The organism is Coprococcus sp. LG101-27, assembly GCF_027695515.1.
GTDB lineage: Bacteria > Bacillota > Clostridia > Lachnospirales > Lachnospiraceae > Allocoprococcus > Allocoprococcus comes.
Window position 1 is genome coordinate 81,894 of the sequence record NZ_JAQEUJ010000004.1, and the last position, 21,480, is coordinate 103,373.

The 21,480-nt window shown below is 43.6% G+C and carries 18 protein-coding genes, 1 other RNA gene and 1 other annotated feature; of the genes, 2 read left to right on the top strand and 17 right to left on the bottom strand.

What is annotated here, in order from left to right; translation table 11 throughout:
- Nucleotides 1–210: 210 nt before the first annotated feature.
- Nucleotides 211–432 (bottom strand) — a binding site (T-box leader).
- A gap of 124 nt (nt 433–556) precedes the next feature.
- The 10 genes from PG766_RS05315 to glgX form a co-directional block, all read right to left on the bottom strand.
- Nucleotides 557–1,390, bottom strand: a complete 834-nt coding sequence (locus PG766_RS05315) for a YihY/virulence factor BrkB family protein (protein WP_082421134.1) — start codon at nt 1,388–1,390, stop codon at nt 557–559.
- A 115-nt stretch (nt 1,391–1,505) separates the two neighbouring features.
- Nucleotides 1,506–1,686: non-coding RNA, 6S RNA (ssrS, locus tag PG766_RS05320), on the bottom strand.
- Nucleotides 1,687–1,773: 87 nt separating this feature from the next.
- Entirely contained in the window at nt 1,774–2,247 is a 474-nt protein-coding gene (moaC, locus tag PG766_RS05325) for a cyclic pyranopterin monophosphate synthase MoaC (protein ID WP_055246514.1), read from the bottom strand.
- Between the two features lie 14 nt (nt 2,248–2,261).
- A complete protein-coding gene (locus tag PG766_RS05330) occupies nt 2,262–3,197 on the bottom strand; it encodes an MOSC domain-containing protein (RefSeq protein WP_118198763.1) in 936 nt (311 codons plus the stop codon).
- Between the two features lie 8 nt (nt 3,198–3,205).
- Nucleotides 3,206–4,180, bottom strand: coding sequence for a GTP 3',8-cyclase MoaA (gene moaA, locus PG766_RS05335; protein WP_118198784.1), 975 nt, complete (start codon nt 4,178–4,180; stop codon nt 3,206–3,208).
- Between the two features lie 18 nt (nt 4,181–4,198).
- Nucleotides 4,199–5,230 (bottom strand): XdhC family protein, encoded by a 1,032-nt coding sequence (locus PG766_RS05340; protein ID WP_118198764.1) that lies wholly within the window; start codon nt 5,228–5,230, stop codon nt 4,199–4,201.
- 245 nt (nt 5,231–5,475) lie between these two features.
- Complete coding sequence (locus PG766_RS05345) at nt 5,476–5,820, bottom strand: hypothetical protein (protein ID WP_022220753.1); 345 nt, start codon at nt 5,818–5,820, stop codon at nt 5,476–5,478.
- Between the two features lie 18 nt (nt 5,821–5,838).
- On the bottom strand, nt 5,839–7,329 hold the full coding sequence (gene thrC, locus PG766_RS05350; protein WP_118198766.1) for a threonine synthase: 1,491 nt from the start codon (nt 7,327–7,329) through the stop codon (nt 5,839–5,841).
- Nucleotides 7,330–7,434: 105 nt separating this feature from the next.
- Nucleotides 7,435–9,753 carry a VaFE repeat-containing surface-anchored protein gene (locus tag PG766_RS05355; protein WP_118198767.1) on the bottom strand — a complete coding sequence of 773 codons (2,319 nt, stop codon included), beginning with the start codon at nt 9,751–9,753 and terminating at the stop codon, nt 7,435–7,437.
- Between the two features lie 96 nt (nt 9,754–9,849).
- On the bottom strand, nt 9,850–11,934 hold the full coding sequence (glgX, locus tag PG766_RS05360; RefSeq protein ID WP_243014387.1) for a glycogen debranching protein GlgX: 2,085 nt from the start codon (nt 11,932–11,934) through the stop codon (nt 9,850–9,852).
- A gap of 123 nt (nt 11,935–12,057) precedes the next feature.
- On the opposite strand from glgX, the gene PG766_RS05365 reads away from it, so the two are divergent.
- The gene (locus PG766_RS05365) at nt 12,058–12,954 is read left to right on the top strand and encodes a putative ABC transporter permease (RefSeq protein ID WP_008371868.1); all 897 of its coding nucleotides are present in this window, start codon (nt 12,058–12,060) and stop codon (nt 12,952–12,954) included.
- 105 nt (nt 12,955–13,059) lie between these two features.
- Here the strand turns inward: PG766_RS05365 and PG766_RS05370 are convergent, their stop codons facing one another.
- The 5 genes from PG766_RS05370 to pth all read right to left on the bottom strand — a co-directional run bounded on the left by PG766_RS05370 (nt 13,060) and on the right by pth (nt 19,902).
- The gene (locus PG766_RS05370) at nt 13,060–13,893 is read right to left on the bottom strand and encodes a PHP domain-containing protein (protein ID WP_117555728.1); all 834 of its coding nucleotides are present in this window, start codon (nt 13,891–13,893) and stop codon (nt 13,060–13,062) included.
- A gap of 152 nt (nt 13,894–14,045) precedes the next feature.
- Nucleotides 14,046–14,756, bottom strand: coding sequence for a TMEM198/TM7SF3 family protein (locus tag PG766_RS05375; protein WP_117834434.1), 711 nt, complete (start codon nt 14,754–14,756; stop codon nt 14,046–14,048).
- Between the two features lie 46 nt (nt 14,757–14,802).
- Complete coding sequence (locus tag PG766_RS05380) at nt 14,803–15,846, bottom strand: peptidylprolyl isomerase (RefSeq protein WP_270590565.1); 1,044 nt, start codon at nt 15,844–15,846, stop codon at nt 14,803–14,805.
- A 113-nt stretch (nt 15,847–15,959) separates the two neighbouring features.
- Nucleotides 15,960–19,310, bottom strand: coding sequence for a transcription-repair coupling factor (mfd, locus tag PG766_RS05385; RefSeq protein ID WP_118198770.1), 3,351 nt, complete (start codon nt 19,308–19,310; stop codon nt 15,960–15,962).
- 16 nt (nt 19,311–19,326) lie between these two features.
- On the bottom strand, nt 19,327–19,902 hold the full coding sequence (pth, locus tag PG766_RS05390; protein ID WP_117555720.1) for an aminoacyl-tRNA hydrolase: 576 nt from the start codon (nt 19,900–19,902) through the stop codon (nt 19,327–19,329).
- Nucleotides 19,903–20,053: 151 nt separating this feature from the next.
- On the opposite strand from pth, the gene PG766_RS05395 reads away from it, so the two are divergent.
- Complete coding sequence (locus PG766_RS05395) at nt 20,054–20,485, top strand: FMN-binding protein (RefSeq protein ID WP_055246492.1); 432 nt, start codon at nt 20,054–20,056, stop codon at nt 20,483–20,485.
- Between the two features lie 22 nt (nt 20,486–20,507).
- On the opposite strand, the gene PG766_RS05400 is transcribed toward PG766_RS05395, so the two are convergent.
- Both PG766_RS05400 and PG766_RS05405 read right to left on the bottom strand, forming a co-directional pair.
- Nucleotides 20,508–20,771 (bottom strand): hypothetical protein, encoded by a 264-nt coding sequence (locus PG766_RS05400; protein ID WP_008371877.1) that lies wholly within the window; start codon nt 20,769–20,771, stop codon nt 20,508–20,510.
- Nucleotides 20,772–20,820: 49 nt separating this feature from the next.
- Entirely contained in the window at nt 20,821–21,471 is a 651-nt protein-coding gene (locus tag PG766_RS05405; protein WP_117555718.1) for an HAD family hydrolase, read from the bottom strand.
- Nucleotides 21,472–21,480: the final 9 nt, after the last annotated feature.

Below are 21,480 nucleotides of genomic sequence, written 5' to 3' on the forward strand. Positions count from 1 at the left end.
CTCCTTAAAACTTGTTTTGGCTATTCATTTGCGACTATAACAGGAAATAAAATTTCCTGTGGCAGAAAAAAGAATGTGCCTTGGCACATTCTGGCGCCTGCGGCGGTCGCTTGTGACATCTTCCTCATACGCCGCAGTGCGCATCCTCGCGGAGCGTTTTTATATATTAGGAAAGAACACTTTCCTGATACATAAAAAAAATCGCCCCTGAAAAGGGACGAGATAAATCGCGGTACCACCCTGTTTCCTGCTATTTGAAATAACAGGCACTCGGACTGCGTAACGTGCAGGGACGTCGTTTTCTACTTTATTTTCAAAAACGCAGCTCACGTGGGAAATTCGTTTCCTGCCTGAACCGGGGAGAACTTACAGCCGGGGATTCTCCTTCTCTGTCGGAAAACAGTTCACTACTTACACGGTCATTGCTTTTATTATATGTCATATACTTAATTATTGTAACATATGATTTTTTTATGTCAAGCGGTTTTATCTGATAGATTCACCGTTTATCTACGCAAAATCATATTCCGGAACCTGGATGCTGCTTTTTGCAGAACTAATCCTTTTCCAGGATATCCCGCTTTGCATCTACCCAGATACAGTTAATAAGCCCTCCCAGCAGCATCACATACATACAAAAATACAGCCACAGCATCACAAGAATGATCGCCGTCATACTTCCGTACAGACCGGAAAATCCTTTGAAGATTGTCAGATACATTGAAAAAACAAACGAGATCACCAGCCATCCCAGAGAACAGAAAATAGATCCCAGAATCAAATCCCGGAACGGAAGCTTTCGGTTCGGCAAAAAGTGATATACCAGAAGCGAAATTCCAGTCATAACAACAAATGAAATCACTGTTCTCAAACGCATGATCATATCCGTCGTCTCCGCAAGAAACGGAATTTTGTGATATATAAAAATACTGATATTATTACCAAACACAGAAAGTACCAGAGCCATCACAATTGCTGCAATGAACAGGATCGTATAGATGGATGCCCGGATTCTTAAAAATACATAATTTCGTGTCTCACGAAGCTCATATGCACAGTTCAGTCCTGTACTAACCGCAAGTACTCCTTTACCTGCTGACCACAGTGCTACAATCGCAGTGATCGGAATGACCGTCTTCGACTGGTTATATACTTCATTTACAATGCCAACCATAAAATCCTGCATATTTGTCTCCGGAAACAAATTTACCACTGCAGTCATAACATCTGCTTTTGTCACCGGAGTATATTGTATGATAGCAAGAAGCAGCAAAATAATCGGGATCATACTCAGCACAAAAAAATAAGCAGACTGGGCCGCGTATGCTCCCACATGCTTTTGTGACACCTGCCCTGTAATTTCCCGAATCTTGTTTATCGTTTTCATCATATAATAACTCCATTTATCTTATCGGCAGTTTCATTTTTCAAAATAGTTTATCACATTTTCACTTCTTTGAAAACCCAAAAAAACAGTTGCTCTCGCAACTGTCCTTTATCTTTTGTAGTCCCCCGAAATGCCGTTTTCCGTTTTTTGACTCCTAGCACTCCGCTAGGTGGGCGACCGCATCTGCTTTTCTGCCTTCCCCTGCGCAATGAGGGCCTGACATATTACAGAGATATAAGAATCCCGTTTAAAGTATTGTAGGTTCAAAAATACGGAAGTCTCGAACATTCCAGGTTTTCTAAAGCCTATTATAGACCATCAGCCGTGTTTTTTCAACTGTTAATCGTTGAAGATATTTACTTTTTTTACCAGAAATTAAAATACGTTTAACGTACCCATTTCCCGCTTTTTCCACCGGACTTTTCAAGCAGATGGATTTCTCTGATCTCCATTCCCCGGTCAACCGCCTTGCACATATCATAGATTGTAAGAAGAGCGGTATTTACCCCAGTCAGTGCTTCCATTTCCACACCGGTCCTGCCAGTACATGCCGTGTGGCAGATTGCCCGGATCCCATGCTCTTCTTCCAGATATTCAAAATCAATCTCGACTTTGGTAAGGTTTAACAGATGGCACAGCGGAATCAGTTCTGCTGTCTTTTTTGCACCCATGATCCCGGCAATTCTTGCTACGCCAAGAACATCTCCTTTTTTCATGCTGCCTTCCTTTACTTTCTGAAAGCATTCTTCCGACATGCGGATCACCCCGGATGCAAGTGCTTCTCTTTTTGTCTCAGCCTTTTCCCCCACATCTACCATCACTGCATTACCATCTTCGTTAAAATGTGTAAATCCACTCATGATTTTTAACCTCTTTATTTTCTGGCACATTCGCCTTCTGTTCCCCGGAGGATTCCAAGCCCATGTCCAAGTTCAGGAAGCAGAAACTCCAGTGCTTCCTGTACTGCTTTGGGACTTCCCGGGAGATTGATGATCAGCGTTTTTTTTCGGATACCTGATACAGCTCTGCTGAACATAGCACGCTTTGTGATCGTCATCGAATAATTCCGGATTGCCTCTGCTATTCCGTTTGCCATCCGGTCACAGACATTTACCGTCGCCTCCGGTGTCCGGTCCCGCTCGGAGAATCCTGTTCCTCCGGTTGTGAAGATCACATTAAGCTGTCTCTGATCAGCCAGTCTGATCAGCTCTTTTTCCAGTTTTTTCTGCTCATCCGGTAATAAAATCGTTTCTTTAATATCATATCCGGCATCTTTCAACATTTCGACAATCATGGGTCCGCTTTTGTCTTCTCGTTCTCCGGCAGCCCCTTTATCACTTAAAGTAATAACTGCCGCTGAAAATGGACGGTCACTTTTCACCTGTTCCATGACAACTTCATCTCCTACCTTGATATGACCTCCGGTGACGACTTCTGCAAAAACGCCCTCTCTTGGCATAATGCAGTCACCCATTCTCTTATAAATCTGACAATGACTGTGGCATTCTTTTCCAATCTGTGTCATCTCAAGTACCACATCTCCGATATGAAATCTTGTTCCAACCGGAAGCATGCGAAAATCAAATCCCTCCACGATCAAATTTTCACCAAATGCACCATACGCAACTTCTGCCCCTTTTGCACGAAATTCCTGAATCTTTTCATCGGAAAGCAGACTGATCTGACGATGCCATTTTCCACCGTGCGCATCTCCTTCAATCCCCCAGTCCATTTTGACCATGGCTTCACGAACCTCATGTTTTTCGGTTCCTCTCTTTTCACTGATGCAGATTCCCTTCAGTCTTCCCATTTTTATGTTTATCCTCCGATCTGTGACATATTTTTCTGTTCTGTAATAAAATTCTGCTCCTCAAAATGATGCATCTTCGGTTTTCCACGGATCGCCTGTTCGAGACATTTCCGGATTTCTTCTTCCGATCCGTGTCTTGCTGCCTCAAAAACGGAGATAGTATCTGCATAGCACAGACACGCTTTTAACTTTCCGGTTGATGTCATCCGGATCCGGTTACATCTGTCACAGAATTTTCCATGCAATGCACTGATCAGACCGATTTTCCCCTGAAAACCAGGCAGTTGATAATACACAGCAGGTCCGTTCCCAAACCGTCCCTCTAACGGATAAAACTCTCCTTCTATTCCATAAGCTTCTTTCAGTTTTCCAAGCACCCAGGCACCGGAAATGCCATTCTCTGCTCTTCCCTGTCCAATCGGCATCAATTCAATAAAACGGACATCCAGCTTGTTCTTTTTCGCCAACTCTGCCAGACTTTTCCATTCCTCATCATTGACTCCTTTTTGCAGGACCGTGTTGATCTTTACCCGGATCTCGCTTTTTTCTGCCATGAAAATGGATTTTCTGACTTTTTCCAGTTCATCTGCCCCGGTAATCTCCTGATATTTTTCCGGAATCAGTGTATCCAGACTGATATTCACCGCATCCAGCCCCGCTGCAAGAAGATCTTCCAGATTCTCACCCAGAAGAACCCCATTTGTCGTCATTGTTACTTCTTCTGTGCCCGGAATCTGCCGGATCATCCGGATCAGATCTGCGCATCCTTTTCTGACCAGAGGCTCCCCTCCGGTAATCTTAAACCTGGTAATCCCGATCCGGACAGCCTCCCTGCAGATTCGTTCAATCTCCTCATAAGTCAGGATTTCTGACATAGGAATCCACTTTGCGCCATCCGGCATGCAGTACCTGCATCGCAGATTACAGCGGTCTGTGATTGAAATTCTCATATATTCAATTGTTCGTCCATAAGAATCTCTCACAGCCTTTTCCATCCTTTCTTAATTCCAGAGTGGTTCCAGTAACACCTCGATCGTACCGCCGCAGACCATGCCTTCTTCCTCCGCATCATCTCCGGTCATATCCACATATTCTGTCTTTAGTCCTGTATTATTTTCATGCATCATGACTCTCGCTTTTCTTAAAACCTCTGCCTCCATACAGCCGCCTCCGATGGTTCCAACACAGCTGCCGTCTTCCAGGATCAGCATCTTGGATCCCACATTTCTTGGTGCAGAACCCTTTCTTGTAATGATCGTTGCAAGCATCTTCTTTCCCGGATGAACGATATCCAGGATTGCTTCCAGCAAGTCTTCCGGATAACCGCAGACTCTCTTGTTCTGATTCTTTACTTCGATGATTTCCGCCATGATCGCCACACCGATCTCCTCCGGTGTCTCAGCACCGATGTTCAGACCAATCGGACTTTTTATCTCGCCGATTACTTCCTGGCTGCATCCTTTTTCAATCAGATTCTGCTTTACCATCGCACTTCTTCGCCGGCTTCCGATCATTCCGATATAAGCATGTTCCTTCCCAACGATCTTCTCCAGACAAACCTGATCATATCTGTGACCTCTGGTCAGTACAACAAAATACGTATCCTTGTCTCCTTCGATCTGATCCAGGGCATCTTCAAACGGCTGGCAGATCACTTCCGTTGCACCCGCATTTCTGGCATGATCGGCAAACTGCGGACGATCTTCAAGAACCGTGACCTTCCATCCAAGCATAATCCCGATTTTGATCACCGGCACCGATACGTGACCACCACCACAAATGATCAGATGCTCCTGCCCTCCAATTATATCACAAAACACCTGCTGCTCTCTGATTTCATAAAGTCCACATTTTTTCAAGTCACCTGCTTCTGAAAAATGTGCTGAAAAGAAACCGTTTTCTTTACTTTCCCAGATTATTTTTTTCTCTGCCAAAATTGCTTTTTCTCCGGCTGCGGATCCTTTTGCCACTGTCAAAAGAACGTAATCCCCCGGCTTTGGTAAATCTTTTAATATCTCAAATACATTTTCCATCAAATCTCATCTACCCTACTACATATTTATTCAGTCTGTCAAATGCTTCTTTTAATACGGTCCATCCTGAAACAGATCGGAATCTTCCGGCATTTCATCTCTCGCATGACATTTTCTTTTATCCCCATCACATTTTCTCTGCCATGCAATACTTTTATTGTAACAAATTTTTCCGCCAAATGAAATAAGAAGGTGCAGCTCTTTTTGTCTGCACCTTCCCTTTTCCTTTATTTTGTGATCTGATTTTAAAAATACTTTGCATTCAGCTTTTTGACTGTCCATGCAAACCATACCAGTACTGCAAGTACCAGCACTAACATCACCCAGAATAATTTTCCTGTACTCTGCACATAAGTATTATACAGATCTTCTGCGCCGTACAAGATCAGCACTACCGCAAGCACAAGAAGCTTCGGTCCTGCTGCTGCCCTGTATGCTTCCTTATCCTTACACTTCTTTATATTCGTATCTTTTGGTACAAGAATTGATGTATTGATGATTCCTTTGAATTTAAGCTGAAACCATGCATACAGGCTATACAATCCCGCCCCAATACCAATGATCCCGAAAATTCCTTCCATTCCGTTCATTCTTTTGCCTTCTCCTGTCTATTTTACGCCAAGAATATTCTTAACGGTCTGCTCCATCTGATCCACATCACATTCCGTATTGTGACGGATCTCGGCATTCATGATCTCTTTGATGGCATTCGGAAGCTCTGTACCGGATACTTTCTGAAGCTCCTCGATCAGTTTGAAATCATCCTGTCCTTTATACTTCGGATCGATCGCTGACATAACGCTTCCTGCAAATTTGTATGGACTTGCTGTGGATGCGATTACTGTCTTTCTGTCATCTTTACTGTCTTCTTTGTAAGCTTTATACACTGTTGCAGCTACCGCCGTATGGGTATCCATTACATAACCGGTATCTTCGTATATATCATGGATTGTCTTTGCGACCTGCTCTTCTGTCGCATATCCTGCCGCAAAATCAGCCAGGTTTGCTTTCATCTCACCTGTAATCGCGTAACTTCCCTTTGTCTTCAGCTCAGTCATAAGATCCGTATCTTTTCTTGCATCTTCTCCTGAAATCTTGTAAATCAGACGCTCTAAGTTGCTGGAGATCAGAATATCCATGGACGGAGATGTTGTAAGAACAAATTCACGGTTACGGTCATAAGTTCCTGTCTGGAAGAAGTCATAGAGAACTTTGTTCTCATTGGATGCACAGATCAGCTTTGCAATCGGGATTCCCATATTCTTTGCGTAGTATGCAGCCAGAATATTCCCAAAGTTACCGGTCGGTACAACTACATTGATCTCTTCATCTTCCGCAATCTCTTCATTCTGAAGAAGCTTCGCATAAGCATATACATAATATACAACCTGCGGAACCAGACGTCCGATATTGATGGAGTTGGCAGATGAGAACTGGTAGCCTGCTTCATTTAACTCTTTTTCCAGCTCTTTGTTCTCGAACATTGCCTTCACACCGCTCTGTGCGTTGTCAAAGTTACCGTGGATCGCAACAACAGAAGTATTGTCTCCTTTCTGTGTTACCATCTGCAGCTCCTGTACGCGGCTGACTCCGTTCTTCGGATAGAATACGATGATCTTGGTTCCTTCTACATCTGCAAATCCTGCAAGTGCAGCTTTTCCTGTATCCCCGGATGTTGCAGTCAGAATGACAATCTCATTCTTCACCTGATTCTTCTTTGCAGAAGTAGTCAGAAGGTGCGGAAGAATGGAAAGTGCCATATCTTTGAATGCGATCGTTGCTCCGTGGAACAGTTCCAGATAATAAGCATCCTCCACCTTCGCAAGCGGTGCAATCTCTTCGGTATCAAACTTACTGTCGTAAGCCTTTGCGATACAGCTCTTCAGCTCTTCTTCTGTAAAGTCTGTCAGGAATTCCTTCATAACTGTATATGCGATCTCCTGATAGCTCATCTCTTTGAGCTCACCAAGCGACACCGGAAGCTTCGGAATCGAAACCGGTACAAATAATCCGCCGTCATCTGCCAGCCCTTTTAAGATTGCCTGGGAAGCTGTTACTGTCTTTTCTGCATCTCTTGTACTCTTATAAAGTAAATTCATGGTTCTCCACCCTTCTTATTCTTTCTGATTCACTTCAGCAATCTGCTAAAGTATTTTCCTATTTAGCGATTATAGCATAAGAACCTTTCAAGTGCAATGCCATCCTTATCTGCGTTTCCACATTCGTCCCCACATCCGGCTCAGAAGAAAACACAGGAGCAGTGCCCCGGTCAGAATAACACCGATCAGAAATACCAGAATCTTTACATAAGATCCATCTCCTGTTGCAACCGTCTTTGCTTTCTCAGTTTCCTTTGGCTTTTCCGGACTTTCCGGTTTTTCCTCTTCTACCTGCTTTTCCTTTTTATAGGTTACACTCTGTCCTTCGTCCTCCAGATCTGCGTGCGCTGCAACCAGCTTTTCCTCCAGATACACTTCCTCAAATACAACAACCTGTTCTCCTTTAAGCTTCGTTGCATCAAACGTAAATTCCATCTGAATTTCTCCGAAATCTGTATCCGGGATCAGCTTTTTCTCTGCGGTCACTTCTTTTCCATCCTGAAGAACCGGCTTTTTGGTCTCCTTATCCATTAATGTGCCTTTAACTACATATTCTTTTCCAATCTCCAGATTTTTCCATTTTACCTGATCTATGACCGTTACCTGTTCTGTCCGTTTCCCGTTATGCGTTCCCGTTTCCCGGTCAGATGCTCTTGTCCCGATCTCCGGTACGGGATGTTCATCATTTGTCAGTGTCCCCAGATCAATTACTCGCATTTCCTTTGTTACTTCCACCTCAAACGCAGGAATCAGCATCCGGTCTTCATTATTTTTACAAGACAGTTCTTCCACCAGATACGTTCCGTAAGGAAGCGCTCCTCTTGTATTATCCGGAGTTCCTTCCCCAAACCAGATCCCATCTTCACTTGTCTTCCCCTCATTCGTGTTGACGGTATGTGGATTCCAGTACGCACCGGTCGAAGCCTCCCCGTTTTTATCCGTCAGGATCACATGGCTCTCCCCAGTTGCCTGCGATGTGATCCGAAATGGGATATCCGCCAGTCTTTTCAAGGTTTTATCTGCCGCTTTCACCAGCTTTAAGTCCCCACGGATGAGCTTTTCCTTTATTTCCACTGGATTCCATATTTTCAGGGCTTTATAGCTTCCATTTTGCTCCGTTCCAGTCCTGATACAATGTGTAACGGTGTCCACCAGATACCCTTCCGGCGCATGCATCTCCCATACCGTAATCGTTCCAAGCGGAAGCTCGTTATTTTCAAAAAACGGATCTCCGCTGATCAAGTGCGCCTCATCCATCCGGACCACACCATCCGCATCCGACTTCAGCTTCCAACTCCTGAGCGGCACCTTCACACCGATCTCATTTTGATTGTCAAAAATGCTATCAAAAAATGCCACATGAAATTCAGCTCCCGCAAGAGAAAGTCCTGCCTGCGCCTGCCCTTTCCCTGTTTCCGCATCCTGCTTCCGGATCAGGATTTCCACCTTTGTCTTTTCCGGTTCATCCTGACACTCATAGGTCACGGTCTGTCCGGCATTCACCGTGATCTGCCGCAGCTTTGTGTCCAGTACATAGCCTTTCGGTGCTTTAGTCTCTTTGATGTCATAGGAACCCTCCGGCAGATTTTCTGCCTTCCCATATCCTTTCTTGTCTGTCCGGATTACGCAGACTGCCTCGGATGTCCCACTTTTACAGACGGTATACTCTGCCCCTTCCAGTGAGTAGAGCTGATTATCAGCCGTAATCCCTGACCTTGCAGAGCTCTTCATGATCTCCAGGCTTCCGTTATGGGTTGTCTTAAAAAGATATATCGTTGATCTGGATTTTGCCACAAGCTGTGAAATCTGATTACCACTCGACGGGATAGATGCCGAATGCCAGAACCGGTTATCGTTGCTATTATCTCCCCAGAAAAATCCGATATGGCAGTCTGCATCTTCTTCATCCCAGGAAACCGGCTCAAAATAGATCACATCTCCTTTTTGCGCTTTTCCGCCCGCAAGCAGCTCCTCAATGGTGTTGTAATGATAGGATTCCACGGCATTGTCTGTCATCCAATGAAACCAGTTGCTCGCATTGACCTTGCCGCCACGGAGACTTCCTTTGTCAATTCCTGACAGATCCGCTCCACATTTTTCCAGAACATAAGCGACAAACCCGGTACAGTTCATTGCCCCATTTCCACCGTAAGCTCCGTTCGGACGCATGCAGTTCTCTGCTGTCAGAGGATATCCGCTGTAAGGCGTTCCCAGATAATAACCGTCCTTTTCGTGTTTTTTTAACTCCTCAAGCACTTTTCCCGGCTCTGCTCCTAATTTTTCATCAAGTTTTACAATCGTTTCTTTCTTTGCGATTCTCTCTGCTGAGTTTGCAGATACGACAGGCATACTGCTGCCCGACAATGATACTACCGCCAGAATCACACTTAGTATTCCGGCAAAATGATTCTTCATATATTTCATAAAAGTTTCTCCTTCTGCCTTTTCAGGTCAGAAAAGAGAATATAAAAGACGAGTACCCTTACTATAAATGAAGAGTACCCGCTTGTCAATAGTATTTTATTGTTGATCTGCCTCCAGAACGATCACACTTCTCGGTCCCACAAGAATTCTTTCCTCCGAAATCCGTACCGGATTCTGATAAATTTCCTGCTTTTTATCTCCAGTATTTGCCGCCACATGCCAACTATATCCGCCCGGAAGTTGTGGAAGTTCTACCCAGACACCTTCCCAGTATGGATTCATCAGAAGATACACACAGTCTTCTTTTGCCATTTTGTTATCATATCCGGCAAACATGACTGCCGCCGTCCGGATCTCCGGTCTGGAAAAATCCAGTTTCCACGGCACTTCACCGTGAAAGCTGATCTCCGGAAATCCAAGACTGCTCGCCCCTGCATCTCCTGTGATCGACGGATGCCGTTTCCGAAATGCCGTCATATAAGCACAAAAATCAAATACATCCTGAAACTTTTCTTTTCTTGTCCAGTCCAGCCAGGAAATCTCGTTATCCTGACAGTAGGCATTATTATTCCCGAACTGAGTATTGCCAAACTCATCACCTGCAAGGAACATCGGTGTCCCTCTGCTGCAAAGCAGGACCGCAAAAGCATTTTTCATCATCCGGTGGCGCAGTTCAACAACCATCACCTGATCAGTGTCCCCCTCTGCCCCACAGTTCCAGCTCTGGTTATCGTCACTTCCATCAAGATTTCCCCATCCATTAGCCTCATTATGCTTCTGGTTATACGAATAAAGATCATACAGGGTAAATCCATCATGGCAGGTCAGGAAATTCACAGAAGCATGTTTTCCGCGGATTCTGGTATCATAGATGTCCGGAGAACCGGCAATTCTCTGAAGCGCTGCTCCTGCTGCCCAAAGTCCCCCTTTTAAATATTCCCGCACGTCATCCCGGTATCTTCCGTTCCATTCTGACCATCTGCGGAATGCCGGAAAACTTCCGACCTGATAAAGTCCGCCGGCATCCCACGCCTCCGCGATCAGCTTTGTGTCTGCAAGCAGCGAATCATAGGCAAGATTCTTTACGAGTGGTGGATTTTCCATCGGTGACCCATCCTCATTTCTTCCCAGGATCGAGGCAAGATCAAACCTGAAGCCGTCCACCCGGTACTCTGCCACCCAGTATCGCAGACAATCCTGGATCATTTTGATCACCACCGGATGATTACAATTCACAGTATTTCCACAGCCACTGAAATTATAATATTTTCCATCAGGTGTCAACATATAATAAATCTGATTGTCAAATCCTTTAAACGAAATAAACGGTCCGCATTCATTTCCTTCTGCCGTATGGTTAAACACCACATCCAGGATTACTTCAATCTGGTTATCATGCAGTTCTCGGATCAGTTCTTTTAATTCTACTCCTTCCCGGTTGTATTCCGTTGATGCTGCATAGCTCGTATTCGGCGCAAAAAAGCTGACTGTATTATACCCCCAGTAATCAATCAGTTTCTTTCCATCAACCTCACGGCTCCCCTGCAGTTCATCAAATTCAAAGATCGGCATTAGCTCCACCGCATTAATCCCCAGTGTTTTCAGATAAGGAATTTTTTCTTTGATTCCGGCAAAGGTTCCAGGATGACGGACACTTTTGTCCATCTTCGTGAATCCCCTGACATGCATCTCATAGATGATCAGTTTTTCCATCGGGATCTTATCCGGCTTTTCACTGCCCCAGAAGAAATTATTCCGGACTACTCTGGCACGATATCCCCCTGTATTTAGTGCTTTTCCCCATACACTCTGTCCGGTAACTGCCTTTGCATACGGATCCAGTAAAATATGCTTTTTATCAAACAGCAGACCTTCCTTTGGTTTCCACGGTCCGTCCAGCCTGTACGCATATTCAAATTCTTCAATATCCAGTCCGAATACCATCATGGAAAATACATCCCCGATCCGGCAGTTTTCCGGGAATGGGATCACCGCATAAGGTTCCGGTTCCTTTCTGTGAAACAGAAGAAGTTCACATGTCACAGCCCCTTTTGAATGCACTGTAAAATTAACTGCCGACTGAAATGCAGTCGCACCCTCATCACGATACAGTCCGGGACAGATTTCAAATCCATTTACATTTTCTGTCGGAACCCATCTTGGCATCATTTCTTCCAGCATTTTACCAGCTCCTTCCATGTCATGTTTTCAGTATAGCACATTTTTCCGTTTACACATCTTTCCTTTCTGTATATAATATAAAGGATTACATATTTTTTTGCAGCAGACTCAAGGAGGTTTTTTATGACTGCACAGCATCTATATTATTTATTTCAGTGCTTCTTTATATATGCCTTTTTAGGCTGGTGTACAGAAGTTGCGTTTGCCGCTTTTAAAGAACGTCGTTTTGTCAACCGTGGATTCTTAAATGGCCCGATCTGTCCGGTATACGGTTTCGGCGTGGTTGCAGTCATTCATTTTCTGACACCGCTTCGTTCCAACCTGCTCCTGCTATATCTCGGAAGTGCTATTCTTGTTACTGCAATCGAATGGCTGACCGGGTTCATTCTCGAAAAGGTTTTCCATAACAAATGGTGGGATTATTCTAATATGCCGCTCAATCTGAATGGATATGTGTGCCTTTTGTTTTCTCTGATCTGGGGAGTGTTCTGTGTTTTCATCGTAGATGTATTCCATCCACTGATTGACACACTGCTCTCACACATTCCTTTCCTTGTCGGTATCATTCTTGTATGTATTCTGGTGATTGCCGGACTTGCCGATCTCTATGTAACAGCATCCGGTATCCTTAAGCTCAACAAACGTCTTGAAAAAATGCAGGCCATTGCAGACGAACTTCATCAGATTTCCGACAAGCTTGGTGAATCAATCTACAAGCGTACCATTACAGCTATGGAAAAACAGGAAGAGTTCAAAGATACTGTATCTGAGAAGCAGGAAGAATTTAAATCTGCTATTTCCGAAAAACAGGAAGCAATTTCAGACACCCTTGCCGATGTTTCTGACGAAGTAAAAGAACGGATTGCTCTTCTTCGCAGAAGCTACCTGGAAAATGTCAAAGCAACTTCTCATATGCAGAAGCGTATCATGAAAGCTTTCCCGAAAATGCAGAGCCGCAACTACAAAGAATCCTTTGAAGATCTTAGAAACAAACTGAAGGAAATGTCTCTCAAAAAATAACAGGCTGTAAAAAATCCATCTGGTTTTCTTTTAAAAAAAGAAATCAGATGGATTTTTTATCTTTAAAATTATGATGTGAGTGTCAAAAGTAAATTTTGCCACTCACTAATGTTTCCTCTTGATCTTGTCCAGATACGGAATCTCGATTGGATCGATTGCATCAAGTGGCTGTTCTTTATTGATCTTCTTTTTGCGTGTGTGCTTTTTCAGAAGTGCACCACCCCGGTTATAAAACCAGAAAGAAAAGATCAGAAGTTTATTGAATTTTCCAATTTTGTCTTTTGTCGTCTTCGTGTAATACTCCCCACCGGACTGGATCTCTCCTTTTTCCCTGATCTGCCGGATCAGATCCAGCTCTGTCTCAATCCGTACCGGAAATTCCGTATACCCCATGCCGACGCAGTCCAGCTTATGCGCATCACTTCCTCCGGTCCCCGGTTTTCCATATTTTTCAGCAAGATACTTCGCCCCTTCATTGGACTGTGGTGGCTCACATGCATTGAAAGTCTCTATAAAATCAAATTTTTCAATCAACTCCGGAGATTTCTGCCATCTTTTCGTATTCGTAAAACTCAGATACTTTTCCCCACACGGATGTGCCGGTCCACAGATTCCTCCATTGTGATGCACAAAATCAATCAGCAGCGAAAGCGGAAGCCCTCTCAGCTCCAGAAGGCGCATCTTTACTCCCTGTGGCATAATGATCAGAATGTGCCCCGCATCCAGTGTATCATACTCTATTCCTTTCAATACGACAAAATCTTTGTATTTTCTCCCTTTGATCGTATTCTTCCAGTGCCGATATCCATTATAGGTGTCATGATCTGTAACCAGCATTCCGCCAATGCCTTTAGACTGCAGCTTTTTAATAAATTCTTCAATCGGCACTTTGCTGTCAATTGATCCTTCTCTTACATGACAATGCATATCTATCTTCATATTTTCATCTCCAGATCTTATATCGTTGATACTATTTTTATTATACCTCTTTTTTTATAACGCTGCAAGAAATACCGGTTTCTTCCAGCCATTCCTGATCAGATACAAAAGAGGATGTATCACATTCTGATACATCCTCTCATCCATCTTATCTATTCTTCATCCTCGTCATCATCATCATCCAGATCGATCAGCATGGTTCTTGCCATCTCTATTTCTTCTTCTTTTGATGTTTCTTTCTTGATCGCATTTGCTCTTCGAACCTGCTTCTTGTTGATCTCACTTGACTTCATGATAAACTGGATCACGATTCCGATAAATGTAATCCCAATCGAAATGATCCACATGAAAATCACATTTTTCAGACCTGCCAGATCATAGATCATCATTCCTGCTCCAAAACCGCCTGCTAATGCCGTCGCAATAATCACAAACGGTTCAAACCAGATCATCGCAAGGATTGCGAAAATCAATCCGACTGCTCCACAGACTGCCAGCATGATCCAGTTTCCCGCATTTGTAATCGCAAGTACTGTGCCAGCCATTCCCAGAAAGCATACCCAGAAAGCTCCGAATTTCTTAAATACACTGTTCAGTATTGCAAAAACCAAACCCGCAACTCCGGCTGCGATCAGTACCGGAACAACTTCCAGTCCCATAAGATATGTCACGGCAAATCCAAGCAATGCCCCTGCAACGAATCCAATCACTGCATTCCAGACACGGATCAGCTTCAAACCTAAAATTCCAATGAAAACTGATATAACAATTGATACCGCCGAAACAATCACGGCTTCTTTTCCTGCTATAAATACCGCACTGTTTCCCATGATATCCTTCAATACTATACCTATTGATTCCATCCTAATCTCTCCTCCTGTCGTACTTTCCTGTTGTTAAGTCAGACGCTTATTTTGATGAAGAGTCTGAAGATGTATCTGTATCTTCGGTCGTGCTCTTAACCGTTACGCCCTGATCAGCAAAACTGATCGTATTCCATACTTTTTTATGTACTTTAATATCCGTTTTCTTTTTCCATTTCTTACAAATTGACTGATACTGGTCACTCTTTCTCTGTGATACAATGGACTCTTTCTTGGTATCCGTTGCATCACGGTCAAGAAGGCTGACTACTTTTGCAACATAATAGCCATTGTCTGCTTCGATCACGTCTGTTACTTCGCCTTCTTTTAACTTATCAGCAGCTTTGATCAGATCTTCGTTTGGCGATGTCGTATCCGAGTCAAATGTCAGATCGGTGGCTGATGCACCTACTGCTGTTGCAAATACAGAAAAATCTTCTGTCGAAGCCGCATTTTTCTGGAAATCTTCTGCTTTCTTTTTCACTTCTGCTTTTTCGTCATCTGACATATCTGTCGACTTTCCATCACTGCCCGTTGTCTTTGTAGAGAACAGCACATACTGCATTTTCTTCTGTGCTGCTTCCTCATCGGATACATTCGTATCTACATCCGCAGTCATGGCAGTTTCCATCTTCTTCTGAAGTGTCAGAAGTTCCAGTACTTTCTTTACCGTCTTTTCATCGCCCGATACTGCATCTTTTGCAGCACTGTCATTGCTGTCAGTAAATTTCTTCGCAACATCCTCGATGCTTTTTTCCTCATCATCACTTAGCGAAACTTTATAATCATCCTTGTGCTCATCCAGAATATACATTTCTTCCAGGGAATCCATGATTGAATCCTTATAATTCTCTTCGTAAGTCTTTCCGTCTGTAACTTCTTTTCCCCAAAAATCATCTCCCAGATAACTGCTATATGTTGTTTCAAACTGCGCCTGCTGATATCTTGCAAAAAAGTTCGCCACATCTGCAGTCACTTTCTCATCTCCGACTTCTACCACTGTATCCTGTCCGTTAAACTTGCTTCCACATCCGTTTAAAGATGCAATGCAGGCAACTGCCAGTATACAGGCAACCACTCTTTTTTTCATTTATAAAATTTCCTCCTTGATCTTCTCTCCATTGTACACACTTCTTCACTATGCACTCGTATAGTATATCTTTTTTTTACCTTACTGGCAATCTTTTTCATAAAAAATACACATTATTCTTCGACAAGTCCCTGTATATCTTCGACAATTTTTCCTGCATTTTCAAGAATCTGCTCTGCTTTTTCTTTTTTATTTTTCCGAAGTTTACAATAAATAAAATATGGATTTTCTGCATCTGTCTTAAATGTCAGTTCTCCCTTATATTTTGCCAGCAGTTCCGGAATCTTTGCTACATTTACCCTTGCCTTCTCATACATGGTAAATTTGTATTCATCGCCTTTTTGCTCTACCGAAATTACATAAGCCGCATGTGCTTTCGCCTTCAGCTGCGCGATCATCAGAAGCTGCTGCACCTTGCGTGGTGGATCGCCGAAACGGTCAATCAGTTCTTCTAGCATATCTTCCTGTTCTTCTTCTGTCTCAATTGCTGCGATCCGTTTATAGATATCCAGCTTCTGATACTCATTCGGAATATAAGATGCCGGAATATAAGCATCAATATTCAGATCCACGGTTGTCGCATAGGTTTCTTCCGGGATTTCTCCCTTCAGGTGACGGACTGCCTCACTTAACATCTTACAGTAAAGATCGTATCCCACTGCATCCATATGTCCATGCTGTTCCTCACCAAGCAGGTTTCCTGCCCCACGGATTTCCAGATCCCGCATGGCGATTTTTACACCAGAGCCAAGATCTGTAAACTCACGAATTGCCGAAAGACGTTTTTCTGCAACCTCCCGGAGCATTTTGTCTCTTCTGTACAAAAGAAATGCATATGCCATACGGTTCGATCTTCCAACTCTTCCACGTAGCTGATAAAGCTGGGAGAGCCCCATCCGATCTGCATCATGGATGATCATGGTATTGGCATTGGAAATGTCAAGACCGGTCTCGATGATCGTCGTCGATACCAGAACATCAATTTCTCCATTGATGAAATCGTACATAATATCTTCTAACTTGTGTTCCCGCATCTGCCCGTGTGCATATGCCACATTTGCATCCGGCACAAGTTTCTGGATCTTCGCTGCCATTTCAGCTATATCCTGGACACGGTTATAGACATAGTACACCTGTCCCTGGCGGGAAATTTCTCTTTCGATTGCCTCCCGGACCATCTCATCATTCTCCTCCATCACATAGGTCTGGATCGGCATCCGGTCAATTGGTGCTTCTTCCAGCACACTCATGTCACGGATTCCGATCAGACTCATATGAAGCGTTCGGGGAATCGGTGTTGCCGTAAGTGTCAGAACATCAATATTTTCCTTCAGCTTTTTGATCTTTTCTTTATGCTGTACTCCAAAACGCTGTTCCTCATCAATGATCAGAAGTCCCAGATCTTTAAATGCCACATCCTTACTCAATACCCGGTGGGTTCCGATGATGATATCAACCTGTCCCTTTTTCAAATCTTCGATCGTTTTTTTCTGTTGTGCAGGTGTGCGGAAACGGCATAACAGATCCACCCTTACCGGAAATTCTTTCATCCGTTGCACAAAAGTGTTGTAATGCTGCTGTGCAAGAATCGTAGTAGGGACCAGATAGACAACCTGCTTGTTCTCCTGCACTGCCTTGAATGCTGCCCGGATTGCAATCTCTGTCTTTCCAAATCCCACATCCCCACAGATCAGACGGTCCATGATCTTTGGACTTTCCATATCCCGTTTTGTTGCCTCGATTGCAAGCTGTTGATCCTCCGTTTCCTCAAACGGAAACATTTCTTCAAATTCTTTCTGCCAGACCGTGTCCTTTTCATAGACAAATCCTTCTTTGGACTGCCGTACTGCATAGAGTTCCACCAGATCTTTGGCGATCTGCCAGACTGCTGTCTTTACCTTGCTCTTCGTGCGATGCCATTCCTGTCCTCCAAGTTTGTTAAGTTTCGGCTTTTTAGCATCTGCACTGGCATACTTCTGGATCTGGTCAAGCTGTGTGGCAAGAATATAAAGATTTCCACCATCAGCATACGAAATCTTCATATAATCCTTTGTCACCTTATCAACTTCTATCTTTTCAATTCCCCGGTAGATTCCAAGTCCATGATTCTCATGCACTACATAGTCTCCCGGTTTCAGATCCGAAAAGCTGCTTATTTTCTGTCCATCATAACTTTTTCGTTTCTTTTTCTTCTTTGTCTTTCCAAAAATATCTGACTCAGATATGACAATAAATTTAATCATCGGGTACTCGTATCCGACTTCTATATGCCCGTAGCATACCATGATCTCCCCTGGATTCACTTCACGTTCCTGATCCTCACTGTAAAAACTGCTCAGATCATAATCACGTAGATCCTCTGCCAGACGTTTTGCCCTTGTTCTGGACCCAGAAATCAGAACCGCCCGGTATCCGTTCCTTTTCAGTCTTTTGAGATCCTGTGTCAGCATCTCAAAGCTGCTGTTATACGGGTTAACGCTTTTTGCCTGGATCCCAAACCGCTTTTTCACAAAAAATGGCTTACATTTCATTTCCAGAGCACACATCCCGATCATACAGAATTTGTTCAGAAATTTTATAATTTCATCAGTCGTAAAAAATTCCGGAGCTTCTTCCATTTCCCCGGTCCTTTCCATTTCTTCTGCACGGTTCTCTCTCGCTTTTTCCACTTCATTTTCTGCCAGACGCCCTTTTTCCAGAAGCCTTGCTGGTTCATCCAGGAACACCAGTGTGTCCTTCGGATCAAAGTAGTTGATAAAAGAAACTTTCCGGTCACTTCCCAGTCTGTCATCTGCCGGATAAATAACGATCTGTTCCAGATTCTCTACAGATCTCTGGCTGTCCACGTCAAACGTCCGTATTGAATCCACTTCATCTCCCCAGAATTCAATACGGATCGGCAATTCCTCGGTAAGTGGGTAAATATCAATGATTCCACCACGAACTGCAAACTGCCCCGGACCATCCACCTGAGCTTCCCTGTCATATCCAAGTTTTATGATCTTCTCCTTCAGCGATTCAAATTCCAGCGCCTCCCCATTGGAAATGGTCAGAATGTCCCCTTTTATTTCTGCTTCCGATGGCAGTTCATCCATGAATCCGTCAATCGTTGTAATGACCGTAACCTGACTTTTTGCCTCCATCATCATCTGCAAGGTTTCCATCCGCTGTTTGACCAGCTGTTTTCCGTGGATATCTGCCTGATAAAAAAGGAGATCCTTTGCTGGATAATAGCTGGTATTTTCATTTAAAAAACGATATTCTTCGTATATTTTTTTTGCTTTATCTTCACTGGAAAGAACGATCAATGTATGCCCATAACCTTTTCCAAGCGCATACATCAAATGCGTTTTCTGTGATGTCACACACCCGGAAAGAAGCAGCATGCCCGGTTCCCGTCCACGCTCTTCACAGATTTCTTCAATCTCTGCCAGTTCAGATAAAGGAGCCGTAAGTGCATGCATCGCTTTTTGCCTCCTCTTATTCTTTCTTTTTCTGGTTATATTCGTTCATTGCCTGATCGATTGCTCCCTGCATGATCAGAGCAGAAGCTTCACAGGCAAGATCATATCCTTCTTCCATAAGTACACGGTCCTCTTTGGAAAATTTTCCAAGAACATAATCAGCAAGATCATATCCTTTCGGTTTTTCTCCCACACCTACCTTGATCCGTGGAAATACACTACTTCCTAAATTGGCAATGATATTTTTGATTCCGTTATGTCCACCGGCACTTCCTTTTCTGCGGATCCTGAGTTGTCCGACTTCCAAACTGATATCATCATAAATTACAAGAAGTTCTTCTTCCGGATCGATCTTGTAATATTCCACTATACTACGGATACTCTCTCCACTCAGGTTCATATAAGTCTGCGGCTTCACAAGAAGCACTTTCTGTCCCTCGATCACACCTTTTCCGATGAGGGCACGGTGTTTTTTAGTATCGACTGCTATCTGGTATTTCTCCGCCAGGCGGTCCACCACATCAAATCCAACATTATGTCTTGTCCCCTGATACTTTTCATCCGGGTTTCCAAGTCCTGCAATTATAAACATTCTATTCACCTCTGCTTTTTCTCTTTCCTGATTCTACTAAATCCTTTCTCTTTTGTCACGCATTTCTCATGCATAAACTATTTTTTCTTTTCATATAGTTTATTAAGCGGCATAACCTGCCGAAATTCCATACTGCCTAAGGAGGTTCTTTATGAATTCCAAAACAAAAATCATCGTACTTCACATGAAAGAAATTATCTATACTGTTATTTTTGCCACTTTAGGTATTCTCATCCTCTGCCTTTTATTCTTTATGTTCTCCGGAGACCGGCATTCCTCTGTATCCGACAAAAAATATACTCCCGGCGTTTATACCTCTTCTTTTACACTCGGAAATGAAGATCTGGAACTGGAAGTTTCTGTCTCTGACACCTCTATCAATTCCATCCGCATTTCCAATCTAAGTGAGACGGTAACTGCCATGTATCCTCTTCTTCAGCCATCTCTTGAGAATCTGGCTGACCAGATTTGTAAATCCCAGTCCCTTGATCATCTTACACTTTCAAGTGACAGTCCCTATACTTCTCAGCTTCTTCTCAACACCATCCGTGATGCGCTCAAAAAAGCTGCGGCAACCAACTGATGCCGCAGCTCTTTTCCTTTTATTAACCTTCCACGATCAGATACTGTCCGTTCGGAAGTGCGAATACTTCTGAAGCCTCTTCCAGCTCTTCATCACTCATACCACTGATGTCCGCTCCGCTTTCATCCAGATAATCTCTCACATCCTTGATAGAATCTACAACAACCGCCATACAGTCTTCCAAAAACGCTTCTGCCTCTTCCAGTGTCTCTGCAACCGGCTCATCAAAAAGCTGTGACTGCATATTCAGGAATGTCTGCAGACATTCTTCATCATACTCATACATACAGGCAACCCTCCCTTATCTTTCTCACAGAAAAATTTTCTCATCTGAACTATAAATAGTTAAGCAATTCTTCAGCATGTGCAATTGTTGCATCTGCTCCTGTCTCCACAAGAAGTTCTTTGGTCCGGAATCCCCATTCTGCTCCGACTGTAAACATACCGGCAGCTTTCCCTGTCTTCATATCTACATCCGAGTCTCCTATGTATATTCCTTCTTCCGGCGATACCCCTAATTTATCAAGTATCCACAGAAGTCCTTCCGGATCCGGTTTCTTCGGAAATTCACCCGACTGCCCCTGAATATGGTCAAAATATCCTTTTCCAAATGTACTTTCCACTACATCGATCGCCTGCAAATGTGGTTTGTTGGAAAATACTGCAATCTTTATTCCCTTCTTCTTCAGTGAATCTAACATCTGAACAACACCATCATAAGGACGTACATGGTACATACAATTTTCTCCAAAGATTCTGCTGTACACTTCCATACCTTCTTCAATCCTCTTAAGCTCTGTGTCTCCGGACGCACGAAGTGCACGTTCCATAAGGCATCTGGCTCCATCCCCAACGAAGCTTCGGCACTGGTCTTTGGTAATCGTCTCAAGTCCCATTTCTTCTAACGTCTTATTCGTTGAATAAGTCAGCGAATCCAGCGTATTTGTCAAAGTTCCATCCAAGTCAAAAATACACGCTTTATACATTGCTATTCT

Coding starts and splice junctions, on each gene's coding strand:
- PG766_RS05345 (WP_022220753.1), bottom strand. CDS start 5,820: ATGAACGGAATGGAAGGAATTTTCGGGATCATTGGTATTGGGGCGGGA.
- PG766_RS05370 (WP_117555728.1), bottom strand. CDS start 13,893: ATGAAGATAGATATGCATTGTCATGTAAGAGAAGGATCAATTGACAGC.
- PG766_RS05400 (WP_008371877.1), bottom strand. CDS start 20,771: ATGTATGAGTATGATGAAGAATGTCTGCAGACATTCCTGAATATGCAG.
- glgX (WP_243014387.1), bottom strand. CDS start 11,934: ATGCTGGAAGAAATGATGCCAAGATGGGTTCCGACAGAAAATGTAAAT.
- PG766_RS05380 (WP_270590565.1), bottom strand. CDS start 15,846: ATGAAAAAAAGAGTGGTTGCCTGTATACTGGCAGTTGCCTGCATTGCA.
- mfd (WP_118198770.1), bottom strand. CDS start 19,310: ATGCATGCACTTACGGCTCCTTTATCTGAACTGGCAGAGATTGAAGAA.
- moaC (WP_055246514.1), bottom strand. CDS start 2,247: ATGAGTGGATTTACACATTTTAACGAAGATGGTAATGCAGTGATGGTA.
- pth (WP_117555720.1), bottom strand. CDS start 19,902: ATGTTTATAATTGCAGGACTTGGAAACCCGGATGAAAAGTATCAGGGG.
- PG766_RS05395 (WP_055246492.1), top strand. CDS start 20,054: ATGAATTCCAAAACAAAAATCATCGTACTTCACATGAAAGAAATTATC.
- PG766_RS05365 (WP_008371868.1), top strand. CDS start 12,058: ATGACTGCACAGCATCTATATTATTTATTTCAGTGCTTCTTTATATAT.
- PG766_RS05405 (WP_117555718.1), bottom strand. CDS start 21,471: ATGTATAAAGCGTGTATTTTTGACTTGGATGGAACTTTGACAAATACG.
- PG766_RS05315 (WP_082421134.1), bottom strand. CDS start 1,390: ATGATGAAAACGATAAACAAGATTCGGGAAATTACAGGGCAGGTGTCA.
- PG766_RS05330 (WP_118198763.1), bottom strand. CDS start 3,197: ATGGGAAGACTGAAGGGAATCTGCATCAGTGAAAAGAGAGGAACCGAA.
- PG766_RS05375 (WP_117834434.1), bottom strand. CDS start 14,756: ATGGAATCAATAGGTATAGTATTGAAGGATATCATGGGAAACAGTGCG.
- PG766_RS05355 (WP_118198767.1), bottom strand. CDS start 9,753: ATGAAATATATGAAGAATCATTTTGCCGGAATACTAAGTGTGATTCTG.
- thrC (WP_118198766.1), bottom strand. CDS start 7,329: ATGAATTTACTTTATAAGAGTACAAGAGATGCAGAAAAGACAGTAACA.
- PG766_RS05340 (WP_118198764.1), bottom strand. CDS start 5,230: ATGGAAAATGTATTTGAGATATTAAAAGATTTACCAAAGCCGGGGGAT.